Annotated in this window: 17 protein-coding genes; 10 read left to right on the forward strand and 7 right to left on the reverse strand. The window is 49.1% G+C overall.

Annotated elements, in window-relative coordinates; translation table 11 throughout:
• Nucleotides 1-78: 78 nt before the first annotated feature.
• Nucleotides 79-648, reverse strand: a complete 570-nt coding sequence (locus tag PN498_RS03890) for a hypothetical protein (protein ID WP_272061369.1) — start codon at nucleotides 646-648, stop codon at nucleotides 79-81.
• A 154-nt stretch (nucleotides 649-802) separates the two neighbouring features.
• Complete coding sequence (locus PN498_RS03895; RefSeq protein WP_272061370.1) at nucleotides 803-1,507, reverse strand: helix-turn-helix transcriptional regulator; 705 nt, start codon at nucleotides 1,505-1,507, stop codon at nucleotides 803-805.
• Nucleotides 1,508-1,718: 211 nt separating this feature from the next.
• Between PN498_RS03895 and PN498_RS03900 the strand changes: the two genes are divergently transcribed.
• Nucleotides 1,719-3,008 (forward strand): MFS transporter, encoded by a 1,290-nt coding sequence (locus PN498_RS03900; protein WP_272061371.1) that lies wholly within the window; start codon nucleotides 1,719-1,721, stop codon nucleotides 3,006-3,008.
• Nucleotides 3,009-3,063: 55 nt separating this feature from the next.
• Here the strand turns inward: PN498_RS03900 and PN498_RS03905 are convergent, their stop codons facing one another.
• Nucleotides 3,064-3,282 carry a hypothetical protein gene (locus tag PN498_RS03905; protein ID WP_272061372.1) on the reverse strand — a complete coding sequence of 73 codons (219 nt, stop codon included), beginning with the start codon at nucleotides 3,280-3,282 and terminating at the stop codon, nucleotides 3,064-3,066.
• Entirely contained in the window at nucleotides 3,283-3,540 is a 258-nt protein-coding gene (locus tag PN498_RS03910; protein ID WP_272061373.1) for a hypothetical protein, read from the reverse strand.
• A 272-nt stretch (nucleotides 3,541-3,812) separates the two neighbouring features.
• On the opposite strand from PN498_RS03910, the gene PN498_RS03915 reads away from it, so the two are divergent.
• On the forward strand, nucleotides 3,813-4,388 hold the full coding sequence (locus PN498_RS03915) for a hypothetical protein (RefSeq protein WP_272061374.1): 576 nt from the start codon (nucleotides 3,813-3,815) through the stop codon (nucleotides 4,386-4,388).
• A 49-nt stretch (nucleotides 4,389-4,437) separates the two neighbouring features.
• Here PN498_RS03915 and hppD read toward each other — a convergent pair whose 3' ends face one another.
• Nucleotides 4,438-5,523 (reverse strand): 4-hydroxyphenylpyruvate dioxygenase, encoded by a 1,086-nt coding sequence (hppD, locus tag PN498_RS03920; RefSeq protein WP_272061375.1) that lies wholly within the window; start codon nucleotides 5,521-5,523, stop codon nucleotides 4,438-4,440.
• Between the two features lie 196 nt (nucleotides 5,524-5,719).
• Between hppD and PN498_RS03925 the strand changes: the two genes are divergently transcribed.
• From PN498_RS03925 to PN498_RS03935, 3 genes are all read left to right on the forward strand, one after another.
• Entirely contained in the window at nucleotides 5,720-6,670 is a 951-nt protein-coding gene (locus tag PN498_RS03925; protein WP_272061376.1) for a DUF1186 domain-containing protein, read from the forward strand.
• A gap of 218 nt (nucleotides 6,671-6,888) precedes the next feature.
• On the forward strand, nucleotides 6,889-8,871 hold the full coding sequence (gene speA, locus PN498_RS03930) for a biosynthetic arginine decarboxylase (RefSeq protein WP_272061377.1): 1,983 nt from the start codon (nucleotides 6,889-6,891) through the stop codon (nucleotides 8,869-8,871).
• An 84-nt stretch (nucleotides 8,872-8,955) separates the two neighbouring features.
• Nucleotides 8,956-9,915 (forward strand): lipase family protein, encoded by a 960-nt coding sequence (locus PN498_RS03935; RefSeq protein ID WP_272061378.1) that lies wholly within the window; start codon nucleotides 8,956-8,958, stop codon nucleotides 9,913-9,915.
• A 6-nt stretch (nucleotides 9,916-9,921) separates the two neighbouring features.
• Here PN498_RS03935 and PN498_RS03940 read toward each other — a convergent pair whose 3' ends face one another.
• A complete protein-coding gene (locus PN498_RS03940; RefSeq protein WP_272061379.1) occupies nucleotides 9,922-10,512 on the reverse strand; it encodes a hypothetical protein in 591 nt (196 codons plus the stop codon).
• 261 nt (nucleotides 10,513-10,773) lie between these two features.
• Between PN498_RS03940 and PN498_RS03945 the strand changes: the two genes are divergently transcribed.
• The 3 genes from PN498_RS03945 (at nucleotide 10,774) to PN498_RS03955 (ending at nucleotide 14,656) form a co-directional block, all read left to right on the forward strand.
• Complete coding sequence (locus PN498_RS03945; RefSeq protein ID WP_272061380.1) at nucleotides 10,774-11,838, forward strand: TIGR00341 family protein; 1,065 nt, start codon at nucleotides 10,774-10,776, stop codon at nucleotides 11,836-11,838.
• A 300-nt stretch (nucleotides 11,839-12,138) separates the two neighbouring features.
• On the forward strand, nucleotides 12,139-13,479 hold the full coding sequence (locus PN498_RS03950) for a hypothetical protein (RefSeq protein ID WP_272061381.1): 1,341 nt from the start codon (nucleotides 12,139-12,141) through the stop codon (nucleotides 13,477-13,479).
• A gap of 682 nt (nucleotides 13,480-14,161) precedes the next feature.
• Nucleotides 14,162-14,656 carry a cupin domain-containing protein gene (locus tag PN498_RS03955; protein ID WP_272061382.1) on the forward strand — a complete coding sequence of 165 codons (495 nt, stop codon included), beginning with the start codon at nucleotides 14,162-14,164 and terminating at the stop codon, nucleotides 14,654-14,656.
• A 28-nt stretch (nucleotides 14,657-14,684) separates the two neighbouring features.
• On the opposite strand, the gene PN498_RS03960 is transcribed toward PN498_RS03955, so the two are convergent.
• A complete protein-coding gene (locus tag PN498_RS03960) occupies nucleotides 14,685-16,937 on the reverse strand; it encodes a putative PEP-binding protein (protein WP_272061383.1) in 2,253 nt (750 codons plus the stop codon).
• A gap of 442 nt (nucleotides 16,938-17,379) precedes the next feature.
• Between PN498_RS03960 and PN498_RS03965 the strand changes: the two genes are divergently transcribed.
• Together PN498_RS03965 and codA are read left to right on the forward strand one after the other, a co-directional pair.
• Nucleotides 17,380-18,066, forward strand: coding sequence for a ComF family protein (locus PN498_RS03965; protein WP_272061384.1), 687 nt, complete (start codon nucleotides 17,380-17,382; stop codon nucleotides 18,064-18,066).
• Nucleotides 18,067-18,230: 164 nt separating this feature from the next.
• Nucleotides 18,231-19,481, forward strand: coding sequence for a cytosine deaminase (gene codA / locus PN498_RS03970; protein ID WP_272061385.1), 1,251 nt, complete (start codon nucleotides 18,231-18,233; stop codon nucleotides 19,479-19,481).
• The last annotated feature ends 415 nt before the right edge of the window (nucleotides 19,482-19,896 follow it).

Consider the following 19,896-nt stretch of genomic DNA (forward strand, 5'->3'; position numbering starts at 1 on the left):
ACCCCAACAAAATCGAAATGGTTGTATGGATGAGACGTAGCCCGATGCAGTGATACCCACGCCTTTGTCAGTGAGTCATTAGGCGACGCCAGCGTCCAGGAATTTTCGGGCTGCGGCAACTCCAGCCGCAATGTCCCATCCAGGAACCACAGCTTCCAGAATGACATCCGTAACGTCTGCATCAGCAGCAACCAGGGTAGAGAGCGCTTCGGGATTGGGAGGCTTCCCCTTTAAACCTGGCGCATCCATAGCGAACTGACTCAACACCTGAGTGCTACTGATACTGCAAGCTTCAAGCAAATTCACCTGCTCAAATCCATCGTGTGGGTCGTATGCAGCACGCTGCCACTGATTACCATCCCAGCCATAGATGAAGCCAATCCATGCCCCAAAAGGGGGCAGTTCTAAATCTAGGCTCCACCAGTCAGGAGCATTAGTTAGAAGGTCGGTCTCTTCCTTATCGAAATACTCGGCGGCTTCACCGAAGTAGGTGTCTGAGTATTCGTGGTCATGCCCCAACAGAACAGCTCTTCCTTTGTCTTGAAAACGCAGACAAGCCCAGTTGCCGCCACCATCGTGATACAGCCACTGGTTAGGGGTAGCGCAAACGTCGTTGCCCCAGCCTCGGGAAGTTAACACTGCCGCCATGGCAGCCCAACCACCTCGTAATGACAGGGGGGCTGGTAGATCCAGTCTAATTAGGGAGATGTTCTCTTTAATTGATGTCGTTGATTAGAGGGTTAAGGCCAACAGTATAGCTGTTGCCAGTTGAAATGCTCTTCTTTCCCCGATTTCCCCACCTCTAATCCCCACTCCCATTGAACTGTACTGACGTTACCCGATAGGCGCAACGTCGGGAACCTTCAAGAATATGCTCTGTGCGCTCAATGTCGACATGTTCTCCTAGTACAGCCTGAAAGACTTCCAGTTCCCTAGAACATAATCCAGTGCATGCTTCTGCAGCGGCACAAATAGGACAGTGATTTTCAACAAGCAAGATCGAACCATCTGCTTGAGGCAGCACATCGGCCATGTATCCCTCGGTGGTGCGGATATCAGCCAGTGTTTCCAACTGCGCTTGTAAAGAGTTTTGCTCCTTCATCTGGGAGCGATAGGCATCAAGCTGTTCTCGGGTACGGATATCAAGCAGGCGGTTCAACCCTTCTTCGCCAAACGCTTCACTGACAGATTGAATCAGGCTGAGGGTTAGCTCAGCATAACCTTCTGGAAAAAAGCGATCAGCGGCAGCAGTCAAATGCCACAGTTTAGCGGGTCGCCCCATAGGACGAGCTTCTTCCTGATAGGCCACTAAGGCTTCATCTTGCAAAGCATAGAGGTGTTGCCTCACCGCCATTGCCGAAATACTAAGCTGCTCTGCAATGGCATGGGCATCCATCGCACCGGATTGCTTTAGCAAATGGACGATCGCCCGTTTAGTGCGAGGCTCATTCTTTTTGCTGCGCTTTGTATTAGTCGACTTGGACTTTTTAGGTGATTTAGATGCCATGGCTACATTCTAAAGAAAAGTCTTTACAAAGTCGAGGCAGAAGGCTAGATTACTTTCTAAAGGATTTTCTTTACTAAGTTGATTGGGCTATCAACGACCAGTACACAAGGGGATTGCCAATGAGAAAAGGACTAGGGGATTCGCTCAGTCCAGAAAACATGATGCCTGCACCGGCAGACATTGGGGTCCAGGACGAAGGAGGTTGAGAAAGATGCGTTTTACTGCTTGGTGGCCTCAACTGAGTCCACAGGTCTGGATACTTGTAGCGGGGCGGTTTCTCTCGCAAATTGGCTCTGGAATAGTGCTGTTTTATGTCCCTATTTATTTCGTTAACCAGGTGAGGTTATCGGCGGCCCAGGTTGGTTTGGGCTTAAGTAGTGCAGCAATGGCTGGTGCAGTCGGCTTTTTTCTGGCCGGCGCAATAACCGATTCTCCGCGATGGGGGCGTCGCCGCACGCTCATGCTCTCCTGCGTTATTTCTGTGTTTGCGGATGGGGTGTTTTGGTTTGCCCAAAGTCTGCCGTTACTGATCTTAGCCAGCGTATTGATGGGGTTAGGGGATAGTCTCTATTGGCCGGCATCCGGTGCTGCCATTACGGATGAATCACCCGATCATCAGCGGGAAGAAGCCTTTGCCGTTTCGGGTTTAGCAGATGCTTTAGGGTCGGGATTAGGCATCGTTCTGGGTGGACTGCTAATTGCGACTGCCAATGGTTATCGATTGTTGTTTGTTGTGGATGGCGTCACATTCTTGATGTTTTTGGGGGTGCTGACTGTCATGGTCAAAGACACTTATGTTCAGCCTTCTCAAAATGCAACTCATAGCGGTTTCAAAGCATGGAGATTAGCATTACTGGACCCTGTATTTTTGGGGTTTGCGATCGCGAATATCTTGTTTACGACTTACATCAATCTGATGGAAAGTACGCTACCCCTATACCTCACGAATTTTGTCCAACCCTCCTCGTGGCTAAGCCTAACGCCAGAGAATATCGGCATTCTTTTTTCAGTCTACGTGTTGATAGTGGCCGTGCTGCAAGTGCCTGCCGTTCGCGTCTTACAACGCTATCAGCGTGCGTCTGTCTTAATCCTATCGATGATGTCGTGGGGCGCTGGCTTTCTCTTAATCTGGCTGGTCGGTTGGGGTGCTGGATGGCAGCTTATTTTGATTGTGTTGGCGATCGCAATATTGGCGATCGCGAATGTTATTTACAACCCCTTTGCCGTGGCTCTGGTAACCGAATTAGCTCCCAAGCCCTCTCTTGGCATTTACTTATCGCTAAATGCTCAATGTTGGACAGTTGGTTACTTAATTGGCCCGTTGGTAGGAGGGTGGGCACTGACTCAAGGTGAAACAACAGCCCATACACTTTGGGCTGTTGTTTCTTTCAGTACGCTGATTGGAGCACTTGTTCTCAAGCAGCTTGCCAAGTTCCACAAGAAGGACCTTGCTTCGAAGCAAAACATCGAACCGCTTGACTACCATTCCTATTCAGACTGATCCCAGTCAGCAGTATTGATTTCATCTATCAGCACATCATCTTGATTCTTAGCCATTACAGCAAAGGACTCATCCCATCCAGCACGCCAACATTTTGGTGTGCGAATAGTCGACAATCACCCTGTACTCCAATCTCAACTTCTTCATGAATGCCGCTTTGCTCCAAAAGGGAGCGATGTTCAATGGGGTTGTACTTCGAGGTGTAGGGCGGATATCGACTCATCCAGCGGTGAGCCAGCGGTGTGATGCTTGACAACGCGCAAGAAGGCTTCACTCAAACCCTCGATGGTGTCCAAGGCTCTTTTGCGGCCACCCCCCGGTTGGTGAATGCGCTCAGCGCTTGCTCGTCTTGAAGCTCAGCTAGGCCACGACGAACGGGTTTAGCATGACAACCAAACAAGTTTGTGATGTAGCTCATCCCGCCATGGCCTAACTTCAGGGCTTCAATAGCGGCATAGCGACGATCCTTTTCCGACAAGGATTGGTAGTATCTTTGCATCTGCTCTTCAAGCTCGGGAGAATAGCGCTGCATTAGAGGGGAATCCTCAGGAAATGAGACTCATGTACCTTAGTTGCTCACGGCACAACTGAGTACTTTATTTAATCCTCATTCCTTAGCGCATCGCCAGATAGCTCGCCGCCTTGTTTCAACGGAATTAGCGATGGCTATAACTCTTTCTCACCGTGCTCTCAGATGAACTTATCAGAACTTTCAGCGTCAGAATCTATTGTTTAGTCATGGAAAAGCCCCCCAGGGACTCCAAACTGAGCTATTGCTGTTTTCTTGAATATCAGGAGGCCATCATGTCCATCAGAACAATCAGTCGCATCAGCCTTGTTCCACTGCTGGTTGCGCCTTGGGTTCCATTAACGCTGCCACAGGCGGCCAGGGCACAAACTTCTGTAGAGGTTCAGTCAGCCAATGAGATTCAGGTGGTCACTCAAAGTGACGAGACCCTCTACTTCAATACCGACACAACCTATGAACTTCCACTCGCCGTTGCTTCCTCAACGGTTGTTGATGGCCGTTCAATACCTGCAGGAACAATTATTCGAGGACGTTTAGAGCCTGCCTCTGGTGGTCTACGATATGTAGCGACCACTCTTGAAGCGGGCGAAGTCAGTAGATCTTTGAATGCAACATCTGCGGTGCTCGCAGATGTCAAAGATCCCCGAGAAACTTCGGCTGAGTCGATCGCCGGCGATGCTGCAATTGGTGCTGCTGGCGGAGCGGTCATCGGAGCAGTCATCGGCGATGGCGTAGGCCTTTTGGAAATCTTAGGCGGAGCCGCTACGGGGGTTCTAGTGGGCAACGTTACGGCCCAGCGGGTAGTTGTTATTGAGGCTAATGAACCAATCCTATTGCAGATTCAGCCCTAGACAGCCCTAGGTGAAACTTGGGGGTTGATGCAACCAAACGCTAACCCCCTTATCCGAGACTGCCCCGCAACTCCTGTTCTCGCTCGATCGCTTCAAACAGCGCCCGAAAATTTCCCTCGCCAAATCCTTCAGCACACCTAACTCCGGTATGGGTCGTTTGAGACTGTCGCTCGATAAATTCCCAGAAGAAGGTGGCTTCATCAAAAAGCGGTTGAGTGAATGTTTGCAACAGACGGGTGCGGGGCGTTTCAGGAGACCAATCGACGAGAATCTGCTGCTGAGCGATCGCACCCCAATCTTTCGCTTCTTGCCAAAATCCAATCCGTTCCCGCAACTGCTGGTAGTAGATTTCAGGAACGGACAGAAAAGAGAGACCTCTCGTTCTTAATGAAGCAATGGTCTGGACAAGATTGCGGGTTTTGAGCGCGACATGTTGAATTCCTGCACCTCGATGCAGGTCAACAAACTCTTGAATCTGTGAATTGTCAGAGGTCGGTTCGTTGATTGGCAGCGTTGCATTGCCGTGAGGATGCTTGAGCACAATACTCCGGAGACCTGAACGAGGAGTTTCGATCATAAATTGCTGCTGGGGGAGAAAACCCAAGCACTTTTCGTACCAGGCGGCGGCTTGCTTGAGCTGACCCTGTGAAACATTCAAGACCGCATGATCAATGCCCAACCATGGCAACGGCTGAGGTCCCTGCGATGGGCTCCAACTGCGCGACAGGACCTTTTTGAAGGTGTCTTTAGGGTTTTCCAGCAGAGTGTGGACAACACTTCCCCAGCCTTGAATACGGCACCAGCGGAGCGTTCCCCAAGTCGTCTCTAAGAACTGAATGGGCTGCAACAATTTTTCGCCGGCGGCTTGGATGCGTTCGGCGATCGCATCCAAATCAGTTACTCGAAATGCGATGTCTCCAACACCTTCAGAATATCGCTGTAAAAACCTCTGAACCTGAGGATACTCAGCCCTTTCCGAAGACAACAGTACCAAGATGTTGTTGTGTTGAACGACAAACTCTCCGAATCCATGCATAGCTTTATGGGGTATTGGTCGAAAATCTAGCTTCTCGACGAACCAGCTATGCCAAAACTCAGCATTTTTTACAAAGAGGTGCAGATACTCAAAATCCATCCTCTAATCAGCGTCTCCCGACCCTACAAGGGATACTGTAAGCACGGAAACTTGATTTGTGTAGCTGCAGGTGTCTAAATTTATCCAGAAATGGCTGGAAAAGCCCTGCAATGACCCCAACACCATATGTGAAGGCTCTAGCAATAAATTTGAGTAAACCGTTAAGCTGTTGGCAAAGTTATTGACAGATATTTAGATGTCTAAGTCATATACTCCACCCGTGGCTGATCTTCTGACCTATGAGGAGAGTCACTCTGTTCAATCAGGTGAGTGGCCCAACTATATTGAGGCGTTCGGCTTTACTAAGGAGCACATTCCTGAACTACTCAAACTGGTGCAGGATGACATAATCCTGAAACTTTTTTTGGATAAAGAGGAAACTGAGGTCCCTGCCGATATCGATCCGGAGTTGGCTTGGGCGGCCCTGATTCATGCTTGGCGTGCCCTAGCTCAGCTACAGGCGACTGACTTTGTTGATGTTGCAATACAGCTGCTAGAGACTTACCAATTTGAATGGATGATGCAGGAGTTTCCCACAGTCTTTAAGCTAATTGGTCCTTCGGCCATTGAGCCGCTGGCAGCTGTTCTTCAAGACCAATCCAGCGAACGATTCGAGCGTATGACTTACTCAGAAAGTCTGAAGCATATCGGTCAGGAGTATCCTGAGGAGCGCGATCGCTGCGTCACCTACTTGACCAACACGCTAGAAAATCATCAGGACAACGATCCCAGTCTCAATGGTTCGCTAACCTGGTCCCTGATTGATTTGAAGGCAGTTGAGTCAGCAGGTGTTATTGAGGCTGCCTACGCTGCAGAATCTGTTGACGAGATGTTTGCTGGCAGTTGGCCCAACGTTCAAGTCGAATTGGGATTGAAGCAGCGAGAAGAATTTACTGAAGAGGAACTTAAGCCTAAACTTAACCCCGAATTTGAACGAATGAGGGAGATGATCGAAGCCTTTAAGCGATCGCGGAAACCAAGTGCCTTAGAGTTGGGACTACCCGTTGATCCCAGCACCTATTCACTTGACGACCCTTCTGGATTTAAGACGTTGCTGCCTGACACTGCCCGAAAGAACGACAGTAAAAAGAAGGGGTTTGACACAACTCAGAAAAAAGGGAAGAAAAAGGGCAAAAAGAAGCGGTAGCGTGTGCGACGGAGTTGATCAAAAGTAAACAGCCCAGCCATAGCGGATGCCTTTAAGTCAACTAAGTCAACCACACCCCATTCCCCACACCCCACTCCCTTCTCCCCACATCCCACTCCCCCAAAAAACTGAGATGTACTCCAAGCTGCACAGGGCTATACTCTGAACGGGATAGAGAGTGGTATCTCGTTCTTTACGGTGAGGGGGGACTAGGCAGGATGGACACAACTCGGCAATCAAGTGAAGCAATCTTGCAGGCACTGCGATCGCAGGTCAAGTCAGATTTAGAGGTTTCATCACCGCCGTCTCGTTGGAAAATCGAGAACAGCGAGGAACTCTATCGCATTCAAGGATGGGGCGATCCCTATTTTTCGATCAATGCGGCAGGCCATGTGACCGTCTCACCTCGGGGTGATCGCGGTGGTTCCCTCGATCTGTATGAATTGGTTGAGTCCTTAAAAAAGCGAAATTTGGGACTTCCAATTCTCATTCGCTTTTCGGATATTTTGGAAGACCGGATTCAGCGGCTAAACGCCTGCTTTGCCAAAGCGATCGCCCGCTACAGCTATGAGGGCGTCTATCGTGGCGTCTTTCCCGTCAAATGCAATCAGCAGCGTCACTTGATCGAAGACTTGGTGCGATTTGGCAAGCCTCACCAGTTTGGCTTAGAAGCCGGATCTAAGCCTGAGTTACTCATTGCTTTAGCCACCCTCGATAACCCTGGTTCTCTCCTCATTTGTAACGGCTACAAAGATCCGGAGTATATTGAGACTGCTATGCTGAGCCAGCGGCTAGGCCATACGCCCATCATTGTTCTGGAGCAGGTGGATGAAGTGGATCTGGTGATTGAGGCCAGTCGCCGCCTGAATATTCGACCAGTACTTGGGGTGCGGGTAAAACTGAGCAGCAAAGGGATTGGACGCTGGGGTGGATCCGCAGGCGATCGCGCTAAATTCGGTCTTGCCATTCCTGAAATTCTGAGTGCCGTTGAGCGCCTACAGCAGGCCGACATGCTGGACTGCTTACAGCTGCTACATTTCCATATTGGCTCTCAGATTTCGGCCATCAGTGTTATTAAAGATGCTCTGCGAGAAGCCTGTCAGGTTTATGTCGAACTGGTCGGTCTGGGTGCCAAAATGGGCTACCTGGATGTCGGTGGTGGCTTGGGTATCGATTACGACGGCTCTAAGACCAACTTCTACGCTTCCAAAAACTACAGCATTCAAAATTACGCCAATGATGTCGTTGCGGAGGTCAAGGAAGCGTGCTCAGCCCGAGAAATTCCAATGCCGACGCTGATTAGTGAAAGCGGACGGGCGATCGCCTCTCACCAGTCTGTTCTCGTATTTGATGTCCTCGGCATGAGTGATAGACCTGGTTTAGACTCCATTGAGCCGCCCTCTGAGGACGATCATGCTCTCCTACGAGAACTGTACGACACCTACGATTCAGTTCACCTCAAGAACTATCAGGAGGCATATCACGATGCGGTTCAATTTAAGGAAGAGTCGATTAGCCTGTTCAATTTTGGTTACCTCAGTCTGACTGAACGGGCTAAAATTGAGCGCCTGTACTGGGCTTGCTGTCGTCGCATATTAGACTTAGTCCGTAACGAGGACTACGTGCCCGACGATCTGGAAGATTTAGAAAAGAGCCTCGCGTCTATCTACTATGTCAATCTATCGGTTTTTCAATCCATGCCAGACACGTGGGCAATTGATCAGCTTTTTCCGATCATGCCCATTCACCGATTGGATGAGGAACCTACGAATCGGGGCACTCTGGCTGACTTAACTTGCGATAGCGACGGCAAGATCGATCAGTTTATTGACCTCCGTGACGTAAAACCCGTATTGGAATTGCATTCCGTGACTCCCGACAAACCTTACTATTTGGGCCTGTTTTTAGGGGGCGCCTATCAGGAAATCATGGGTAATCTACACAATCTGTTTGGCGATACGAATACTGTTCACATTCACATGACGCCCAAGGGATATCACATTGAGCATGTGGTGAAGGGTGACACCATGACCCAGGTGCTTGGCTATGTGCAGTATGATTCTGAGGATTTGGTTGAAAACATCCGTCGTCGTTCAGAGCGAGCCCTTCAGGATGGCACTATCACCATTGAAGAAGCCCAACTTCTGCTACAGCATTATGAACATAGTCTGAATCACTACACCTATCTGGCTGCCGATTGAAAAATGTTTCATCGGGAATCATGAAGCTGAAATGGGAAGTCAGGTAAAGGAGCACACAGACAACCTCGCATCTATATACCTGCCATGACCTCCCAAAACTATCCTCGCTACTTTGAGAATGCAGAAAATATTGCTCTGCCTGCAGGGAGTGAGCGCTACGAACCTCATACGGCTTGGTGGCTAGCTCAATGTTCGAGATTAGCTTATGACTCGAAACTTAATATTGCTAATAACTTGCAGCAAGTAGGATTTGACCGTGTTTTCTACTTTGATATGCGCGGCACCCAAGGCTTTTTGGCCATTCATCCCGGTGATGGACACGAGTTTGCCGTTCTAGCATTTCGGGGTACGGAGAAAAATTATATCGACATCCTGACGGACATCTTTATTCTCAGGACCAAGCTACCGGATGTGGAAGGTAAAGAATATGGTGAGGGGCCTCTCTTTGCTCATGCAGGTTTCTTACGAGCGTTTCAAGCCGTTTGGGGAACTGCTTTGCCAAACGCTATCAGAGACCAGATGAATGAGGCTGAATGGATTGGTGCTCGCGGTGTGAGCGACATTATTCAGGAGAAAATTGAGGATCCCCGAACGCCTCTCTTTGTAACGGGGCATAGTTTAGGCGGGGCGATCGCAACCCTTTCCGCCTATCATGCACTGCCCTATCACCCCAGCGTTTACCTCTACACATTTGGTAGTCCCCGGGTGGTCAATGCGTTATTGGGCAAAAAGATCGATGCCGTTCTGGACACCCGATCCTATCGATGTGTATACGGGGACGATATTGTGCCTCGGGTCCCTCCGCTGTTCAACTACACACACATTAACCAAGTGGTGTATTTTGATCCTGTACAGGGACGCATGTCCAACAAAAGCACTATGCGGAATGACCTTCTTGTCATTTTAATGCTGCATCTGGATGCCCTGTTATTTTTCCTAACTCTCAAGGCTCGCAAGCCGAAGACGACCCTAGCGCACGCGATCGCGGCCTACATCAGAGCGGTTGAACGGGAACCGTTGAAGCCAAGAGTGCCCTCTCGATGAGCGGGTTTAGGGCGAGAAATGTAGTTTGGGGTGGCAGCCATAGTGGAGCAACCACTGAGCAATGCAGGCGATCGCGGTCGTTTGGGTTGACTTGGCAGACATATCGGCTGTGAATAGCTGACGTCCAATTGTCTGGTCAGGAAATTGCCAGAGATCTAAATGCTCCACGGCTGGATCGGCATAAAAGCTTTCCAGACCTGCCCCTAGCATGGCTGAACTCCAGTGAGTGAAATAATCGTGGCTGACGCGATGAAACGGGAAGTCGCCAACCTGGGGCACGCCCCAGCCATCGATCGCAATCATTGCGGCAACACGGCGTCCCTGCCCTCGCCACAGATTGGCTGCCGCAGTTGCCCCCACCACTCCAGCACTAAAGCCAATCAGAAATAGGGGCTCTCTAGGCGGTGCCATTGCCTGCACATAAGACCAGACGGCAAGACCATCAAAGGGCACATAGCGCTGAGTTGGAAGAACACGACAAGCTTCAGTCTGGTTACCTGGAACGAATTCTTCGGCCAGTAATGCTTTCTGCAAGACTGTGATGAAGCGATCGCTCAACAATTCATCGTGAACACCCGGACAAATAATGAGTGCCATTTCCTCTCCCCCCCTTCTATCGCTTTAGCCATCTAGGCTTGTGTATCTAAAACATTTAGATTCTTAGCCCATAGTCCAGATGGCTCGCCGTCCTGCCCTAACGGAACTAGCGACGGCTATAGCTGCGCAACACTATCTGCCCGAACAGCCCAACAAAAACAGCCCAACGTGTCATTGATTTGTCCTTTTTATTCTTGAACATCCTCAATGGCTTAAGGGCAACATAGACTGAATGGTGTCTTCCTAGCCCCTGGTACGCCTATGCTGGTACTTAAAGAATGGATTCAAGCGTTTCGTAAGAAGTACCTTACCGAAGGGCGTCGCGTATCGCCTCAAGCGCTGAAGCATATGTCTGAGAGTCTATTCGATGAGGCTAGACCCGGCAATAGCTTTAAGGTTTTGACCCTGGGGGCCTGTGTAATTGCAACTTTCGGCTTGCTGGCTAATAGTACGGCTGTGATTATTGGGGCTATGCTCATTGCGCCGCTGATGCTGCCTATTCGGGGACTGTCCTTTGGCATTTTAGAAGCTGATCGAGACCTAATCCGTACTAGCATTCGCGCCATTTGTATTGGCACGGCTTTGGCGATCGCTGTATCAATGCTGCTAGGAATGATGGTCAACCTTTCAAACTACGGCAGCGAAGTTTGGGGACGTACTCGTCCTACTTTGTTGGATTTGGGAATTGCCATCACGGCGGGTGCGCTAGCGGGGTTTGCCAAAATTGAGACTAAGCTGTCGAGTTCACTGGCAGGAACAGCGATCGCGGTCGCTTTGATGCCGCCTCTATGCGTGGTGGGTTTATGGTTGGCAAAGTTTGAATTTCAAACTGCGCTGGGTGCCATGCTGCTTTATATCACTAACCTGTTGGGAATCACATTGGCTTGTATGGTGGCTTTCCTTTGGGCAGGCTATTCTCCTCTAGACCGGGCGCGTCGTCCCCTTAGTCTCACGCTTGCCTTGACAGCTGTGTTGCTTGTACCACTAGGATTTACCTCATACAAGCTCATTCGACAGGATCGATTGGAGTCCAACCTCAGGCGAGCACTTCTAGATAGGACAATTACCTTTCAGCGCCTAAGACTTGTCGCCATGGAAACTGACTGGTTCCTCGATCCTCCCGCCGTCAACCTGACCGTCTACGCCACGGCTCCTGTAACCCCCGTTCAAGTCGATCTATTGGAAAAGTTTGTCGCCGATGAAATGGGGCGTCCCTTTCGCCTTGTGTTCGAGGTCAGCCGATTGGAAGAAGTCACCAGCACCCCGGTCAGTTCAATGGACGAAGGCAGCAGCATTGAGAGTCCCAACCGTTGGGAAGAAAATTAAAGCTCTAATCGTCGTAAAGTGCATTCAAGCCAATAATGCACCGCAGCCTCAATGGGTAAGTCATTTCACCAGAAACCAAATTCCCAATCAGCAGATGATTGTCAGTTGTTCGGGAATCCGCTTCATGATACGGGCATCATCTCAGACGATTAACGAAGCGAATTTCTATACTGGTTGATGTAGAAAAGACTGGAGAGTCTAAAATCTGTTACCTCCAATCTACTGCTGGAAAATTGGGCGGATGATAGCGATCGCCATGCCTTGCTATCTGCCTGCATTAAAACTACGCAAGGAGTCGGTATGAGCCAAAACACCGCTGTGATGAAAGCCGTTGAGTCTTTGGGCTATCGCGTTACGGTTGGCGATGTGGCGGCTCAGGCAGGACTTGACCTGAATATGGCCCAGCAAGGATTGAATGCCCTTGCTGCCGATACTCAGGCTCACTTACAGGTTTCCGATGCGGGCGAGATTGCCTACGAGTTCCCTAAAAGTTTTCGCGCTATTCTCCGCAACAAATATTGGCGCATTCGGTTTCAGCAGACGTGGGAGCGCGTCTGGAGCGTTCTGTTCTACATCATCCGAATTTCTTTCGGCATTCTGCTGCTACTTTCGATTGTGGTCATTATGGTTGCGATCGCTATCCTACTCATTGCGTTGTCATCAGCCTCTCAAAAAGATGATGACCGAGGGGGTGGCTTTGGCGGTGGTGGCATGATCTTCATCCCCCGCTTCTGGATTGGTGACCTATATTGGCTTTTCAATTACGACACACGCTACGGACGTCGTCGTCAGCGGGTTAGCCGTGGAGGTTCCAGAGGCCGCGCCGACGATAGCAACATGAATTTCCTGGAAGCGATCTTCTCCTTCCTATTCGGTGATGGAAATCCCAATGCTGATTTGGAGGAGCGTCGCTGGCAAGAAATTGGCACCGTGATTCAGAACAATGGTGGTGCGATCGTCGCTGAGCAGATTGTTCCTTATTTAGATAATGTTGGCGAGGGCTGGGCTAAGGAAGATGAAGATTATGCTTTGCCTGTCTTAACTAGATTCAACGGCATCCCTGAAGTCAGTCCTAAAGGCGACATCATCTACCACTTCCCTGAATTACAGGTGACAGCTCGTGATCGGGGGCGGTTAGCCGTTCCTGCTTATCTCAAAGAGATTCCTCAAAAGTTCAGTGAGGCTAGCAGCGGACAGATTGCTGGAGCAATCGGTTTAGGGATTTTCAACTTCGTCGGTGCACTAGTGCTGGGTGGACTCTTACAGGATCAGTCTGTTGTCGCTGAACTGGGCGGCTTCATTGCCTTCGTCAACGGTATTTATTGGATCTTGTTAGGATACGGCACTGCATTTTTGAGTATCCCAGCCATCCGCTATTTCTGGGTTCAGCGTCGGAATGCTGCGATCGCCCACCGCAACGAAGAGCGGCAAGAACGGGCAATGGCCCTCAACGCTGCTGGTCCTGAACTTCATGAGAAGATCGACTTCGCTCGTCAGTTTGCCGCTCAAACAGTAGTGACTGAGGCTGATCTGGCCTACACTACGGCTAAGGATTTGACTGAGCAAGAATACGAACAGCGCGAAAAGCTGGATGCTGAGTGGCAGAAGCGCCTAGAGGCATCGGATGGTGGAACTTTGTAGGCATGCCTTATGGCGAGTTGATGAGATTGAGGCGTCCTTGTTCTTTATTCTTTCAATGCTGAACTGTAGCTGTCGCTGATTTCGTTAGGACAAGACGGCAAGTCATCTGGCTATGTGCTGAGGCCCCGGAGACTACTGGATGCACAAGCCTAGATGACGCTAAAGCTGTAATTTGCTGTCAAATTGAATAGCGGCACTCTAGTGAGTATTGATTCAGACAAAGCTAGAGCTGAAGTTCTGCCAAGATGCTGAGAGAGCGACTTCAAAGAACAGTTGATGTCAGCTTCGTTGCATTAATTGAAAACCTAACAGCTGTAAATTTATACATCTTTTGATGTACTGATATTTTCTGAGATGTATGCGTTTCGATTTAATCGCTTTTTCTTTCGTTCCGCAGCTGCTAAACTCAGCACAATTTTTCTCTTAGCGATCGCATACGTTCATAAGTAGCATTTCTTCACAAAGCTGAAGTTGTTGCGTTAGGTTTGGCGAGGATTGACTATCCTGCGATGTGTAGGGTTTCTCATTAACTTCAGCCCTTTATGCTGCTCTATGGATCTCATAAAAAAAGCTGAATTTTCGTCTCCAAATTGACTTGTTACCTACAAAATTGATCAAGATATTCTGTGTTCTGGAAACGCTTTTGCCACTCTATCAATGCTGGACAGCATGTTAGTCAGCTATGACACAATCTCTTATGACAGAACAGACTTCTACCTCAGCGGATTCTCAAGCCTGTCGAATTCCGATTGTTAAATCTCACAGGGATTATCAGGTCTTTCGTATTCATCCAGACGATCGCAACCGATTAGCGTTGGTGTTCGATCCCAAAACAGCCGATGTTTCGCTGACCTATTGTGTAGAAATCTTCGATGTTGGCGGCAAAACTCCCTCTCACCATCACCGTGCTGCTGTTGAAATGTTTTACGTAATCAAGGGAGAAGGAGAAGCGGTTTGTGATGGTAAAGTGGTGCCTCTACGGACGGGGGATAGTATTCTCATTCCTAACAGTGGCATTCATGAAGTTCGCAATGTGGGCAGCGATCGCCTCTACATGCTTTGCATCATGGTACCTAATGAAGATTTTGCCGAGTTGATTCGGAATGGTGTCCCTGACGAGCTTGATGAAGAAGATCTACGGGTATTGAATCGAACCGATGTTCTAACGGCTTGTTGATTATGTTGAGATGAAAACAGGATTGACTCTATTGTTCTTCTGTAATGCGATGAAGAATCTGTGACATGGCCTCTAGCGCTGCAACATCAACCGAAATGTCTGTCATTCCTTGCCGAATAGTCGCTTCAACGGAACTGGGGTGCAGTATAGGTGAAACACCACACAGCTGACAGGGAATGTCTAGACTGCGAGCGTGTTGAATGAGTTGAGCGATCGCCATTTCAACAGCTGGGTGAACTACATCGAAATACTCCGAAAAAAGACCTTGGTCTCGATCAATTCCCAGCAGGAGTTGAGTGAGGTCATGGGAGCCGATGGCGATGCCTTGAACACCCGCCGCTACATAGCGAGGGAGTAGAAAAAGTACTGAAGGCACTTCTGCCATGATCCATAGCTTAAAATGCTCGCTCTGATCGAGACCAGCTGCTTGTATGAGGTTCTTGCAGTCAATAAATTCTTCCACTGTGCGGACAAACGGCAGAATAACGTGCAAATTATCGTATCCCTCGTTCTGCAATCTGTTCAGAAGTTCGAGTTCCAGTTGAAAGAAAGCCGGATGCTGACGGTAGCTGAAGGCTCCCCGTAGTCCAATCATGGGATTCGATTCAACTGCGGGAGCACCCGTAAGTTGAGCAAACTCGTTTGAGCGAATATCTAAAGTTCGGTATCTTACAGGGCGAGGAAAAAAGGCTTGTAGAATAGGACGAAGCTGTTCCAGGAGGCGCTGTATCAAGATCTCCTGTTGCTCGGCTTTGATCCACTGATAAGGATGCTGGCGGTCTAGCACCGACATCATCAGCCATTCTGATCGCAATAGCCCAACACCTGCAACAGGCAGTGATGCAATTGCGGCTACAGTGTCAGGTTGACTTAGATTCAGCCAGATTTTAGTTTGATCAGCCCTATTCAAAGCCGACGATGGTGGCGCAAAGGTCGCCGTTGCAGCCCATGTTTCCTCTGATAAAACAGATCGGGTTTCTATGAGACCGCGATCGCCATCTAAACGTAAGATATCGCCCGTGTGAAAGCGTTCAGTGGCTTGAGGCATACCGACAATGGCGGGTAAACCTAACTCTCTGGCAAGCACAGCAGCATGACTAGTCAAACCACCCCTTTCAGAGACAATACCAGCGGCTGTCTTCAGAAGCGGCAACCACTCCGGCAGCACTTCTGATGCCACCACAATATGCCGATGAGCCGAGGTTGGAAGAGGGCTATCTGTTTTGAGGACAAGCGCAATTCCTTCACTTTTGCCGCCAGAGGCAGCGTAACCCGAAGCTGGGTGACGAGTTTGGTTCACCGATGTTGAAGGGGGCGGGGCTACCATCGGCCACCAGCCAGCCCAGAGCACCTGCAGCGTGTCGCCTGAGTCCGTCAAACTCCAGCCGACACGCAGGGTGCGATCTGACCAGCTATTTAGCCGCTTGGCTAACGTCCACAGCTGTGCTGCTGTCGTCTCATTAACGATCTCCAAAGCGGTTTGTGTTTGTGGGCGAGTTACCCAGCAGTTGTTAGACGAATAGATAGACAGAGCATGATTGGCAAGATGATAGCTTTGCTCTTGATATCCTGCTTGCCATTTGAAACGAGGAGAGTCGGGTAAACGCCCCCGAAAGGTATCGGGGTAGCATTCTGCGATCGCTTCCGGTAAACCACACACCGCCTCAAGCACCATCTGATTAGCTTGAACGGTCAGCGTACCGGATAATACTGTTGGATCTATCCGCTGAACAACAATCGCCACCTCTATTTCGCTTGGATGATCGGGAGGCGTAACCGAATGGGTTTGGCTCCATCTGTTCCAAAATGTCAGACTTTTAGCATTCAAAACCGAGAGCCAAAGCCGTTTGACAGCGGTATTCAGAGCCTCAGGCTCTGCCCAACACAAAGGAGCTTCCAACATTTGCGTGAAGGGGATTGTAGGCATATCGTTGCCAAACCACAACGAGGGCCAAAGCCGCACGACTGTCCCTTCAACTCCAAGCAGTGACTCAGGCCAGGGAAGGCTCAGTGACAAGTTCAGTAGGGGATGCTGAAGTCGCCTAGCCAAGTGCGACACAGAATATTCCTTAGACTGCCAAAGTAGATGGGGCCAGTCTGCATAAAGGGGTTCGCGGGCAGTCAGCTTTTGTAATGTCTTCCGAAACTCTGCGGCGGGGACAATCCAACTGTCTGGTATCGACTGTCCTTCCCGCTGAAGCTGATGTAGCAAGTGGGCCATTTCCCCTATTTGCTGAGGGGTATCATCTGCGATCGCTTTGAGCGGATGGAACGAGATCATGAAAATCCAGAAGAAGGACCGATATGGATTAGCAGCGATAGGCCTGAAGCATGGCGATGTTGTTCACTGTTCGCAAATGTGTGGCTGGACCAGCGAAGTTGCTTAAGTCTAAAAGCGAACTAGAGAAAACCTGGAAAGATTTCTCATTGTTTTCACCCTGTCACATCAAGAAAATATATGGAAACAATAGATACACCGAAGTGGGCCTTTGAAATTTTTGTAAAACAACCCACAGCCATTGCTGCCTGTTAGCTGGACGAGGTTCATGACACTAACACGTGATTTTCTATCTCAAAAGGTTAGTCAGAGATGGTGCGAATTTGAATCTGACTGTGTTCAGTCCCATGCTGATTCATCCCACAGAACTTAGAGCTGTAACGCCGTTCTCTGTTGAATCAGTTCACAGAGAATCATGCATCTTCACCAAAGCAGGATTACCAAAATGTTGATTCGATCTCTTAAGGGCCTATCAGATTTATTCTTGCATCAAAATTGTCCTTTGTGCGATCGCTCCGCCCCCACAGAACTTTGTACCAGCTGTTGGCGGCAGATCCAACAATGCGCTCAGGCTCAACCCGCATCTACCACGCCGGACGCATTGGTGTTGTTTGCTTGGGGCGATTATCGAGACGGCCTAAAGCAAGCGATCGCAGCACTGAAGTACGACAATAATCCGCAGTTGGCGATGCCGTTGGGGAAGGCTTTGGGCCATCATTGGCAGCAGTTTCCTATCCAGTTGCAGCGATCGCCTCTGGTGGTTCCAATTCCGATGCATCGTGCGAAACAGCGAAAACGAGGATTTAATCAGGCAGAGCTGCTGGCAAGGGCTTTTTGTGAGCAAACAGGATTACCTTTGCACACCACAGGTCTGATTCGCCGGGTTGCCACCGTGCCCCAGTTCAGTCTAGGTCTGCAAGAGCGACAGCAAAATTTGGCAGGGGCTTTTGCTCTGGGTCCAGCTTTTTTGCGGAGACCTCCCCAACGACCAGTGCTGCTGCTAGATGACATCTACACTACGGGAACGACGGTCAAGATTGCGGCAGCAGAGTTACGACGACACCGTATATCTGTTTGTGGTGTTGCGGTGATTGCAAGAACCCTGTTTGAGACGGAGGGAAAGGACAGGTGAAGCATGAATTCACGCTTCATACAAAGTAGGCTTTGGCGTGGATAAGTGATCTGGAACGGCATGGCTACAACTTTATTAAGAGGGGCTTTAACCTACACCGCTCCTAGCCATGACAGAACAAGTGATAGAGGCTATAGTTTGCTCCATTGCTTCTTTCTGTTCCCATGACTTCTTTATTGCTGCGTCAAGGTCGTTTAGTGACAGATCCCGAAGCCACGGTTGATGTGGCAATTCAAGACGGTGCGATCGCTGATATTGGCCCTCATCTGGATGTTTCTTCTGATCAGGTCATCGACCTAGAGGGAAGGCTCATCAGTCCGCCGTTCGTAGAATCTCACATTCACCTGGATTCGGCATTGACGGCAGGTCAACCGCGATGGAATCAGAGCGGCACGCTATTTGAGGGCATTGAAATTTGGCGAGAACGGAAGCAATCGTTGTCGATTGAGGATGTGAAGGAGCGGGCGATCGCTGCGTTGAAGCTTCAAGCTAGCCAAGGCGTATTGTTTGTTCGCAGCCATGCTGATGTCAGTGAACCGACTCAAACTCCTCTTAAGGCTCTACTAGAGGTCCGCGAAGCGGTTAAAGATTGGCTTACATTACAAGTGGTTGCCTTTCCCCAAGACGGCATCTACAGCGGAACTGGCAATGCTGAACGGCTGCGAGAAGCGCTTGAACTTGGAGCTGATGTTGTGGGCGGCATCCCTCACTACGAGCTGACACGGGAGGATGGCGTCAGGTCTATTCAATACGTTTTCGATTTAGCCCAGCAATATGACCGACTCATCGATATTCACTGTGACGAAATCGACGATGAGCAATCTCGGTTTTTGGAAGTAGTGGCAGCAGAAGCCATCCGCCGAAATATGGGAGAGCGAGTAACCGCTAGTCATACAACGGCATTCGGTTCCTACAACGATGCCTATGCCTTTAAACTCATGGGTTTTATAGAGCAAGCTGGCATTAACTTCATTTCTAATCCTCTAATCAACTTAACGCTTCAAGGCAGAACAGATACCTATCCCAAACGACGCGGATTAACTCGTGTTAAAGAGCTTTGGCAAAACAAATTGAACGTCAGTCTGGGGCACGACTGCATTCAGGATCCTTGGTACAACTTGGGGAGCGGTAATTTATTAGAAGTTGCTTCAATGGCGGTTCATGCTTGCCAAATGACTGGAAAAGATGAGTTAATTGCCTGCTACGAAATGATTACGACAAATGGTGCCAAAACACTTCAAATTTCCGATAGATATGGGCTCGAAATCGGTAAACCTGCCAACCTGATCGTTATAAATGCGGAGGATGCGATCGCGGCAATTCGGGATCGAGCCGTCGTCTGTCATGTTATTTCTCAGGGAAATCATCTAGTTTCTACAACTCCTGCTATGACCACTTGGCAAATATCCGTATGAATAAGGTAATGCCACTTTTTAATCATTTTTTATTTTTTCGTAGTTTCAAGAATTGTACCCCAACGTTAAGACTGCTTCAATGTTGTTGATTAGACGACATTGAACACAAATAAGGGGTAATATGATCGTACTCTCTGAGGAAATCGGTCAGACGAATAGACTTTTTGTTAGTTAAAAAGAGAAATGAATACGACTTTAAAGGTAGTCTAATAACTTTTTTCTGAAATTTATGAAATGCGTATTTCAGGAAGAGTTTTTCTTGTTCAAAATTTTATATTTTTGATAATGATTGCTGTATTTACGTGGGTCAAAAATAGCAAGCTTCAGCGTATATATTCCGATGACGTACGCTCAATGCTTAAAAGATTATAGGTTTGGATCAAGGGCTTTTAGGAATCCCAGAGCAGATTTTTCA

Source organism: Oscillatoria sp. CS-180 (assembly GCF_028330965.1).
GTDB lineage: Bacteria > Cyanobacteriota > Cyanobacteriia > Phormidesmidales > Phormidesmidaceae > Halomicronema.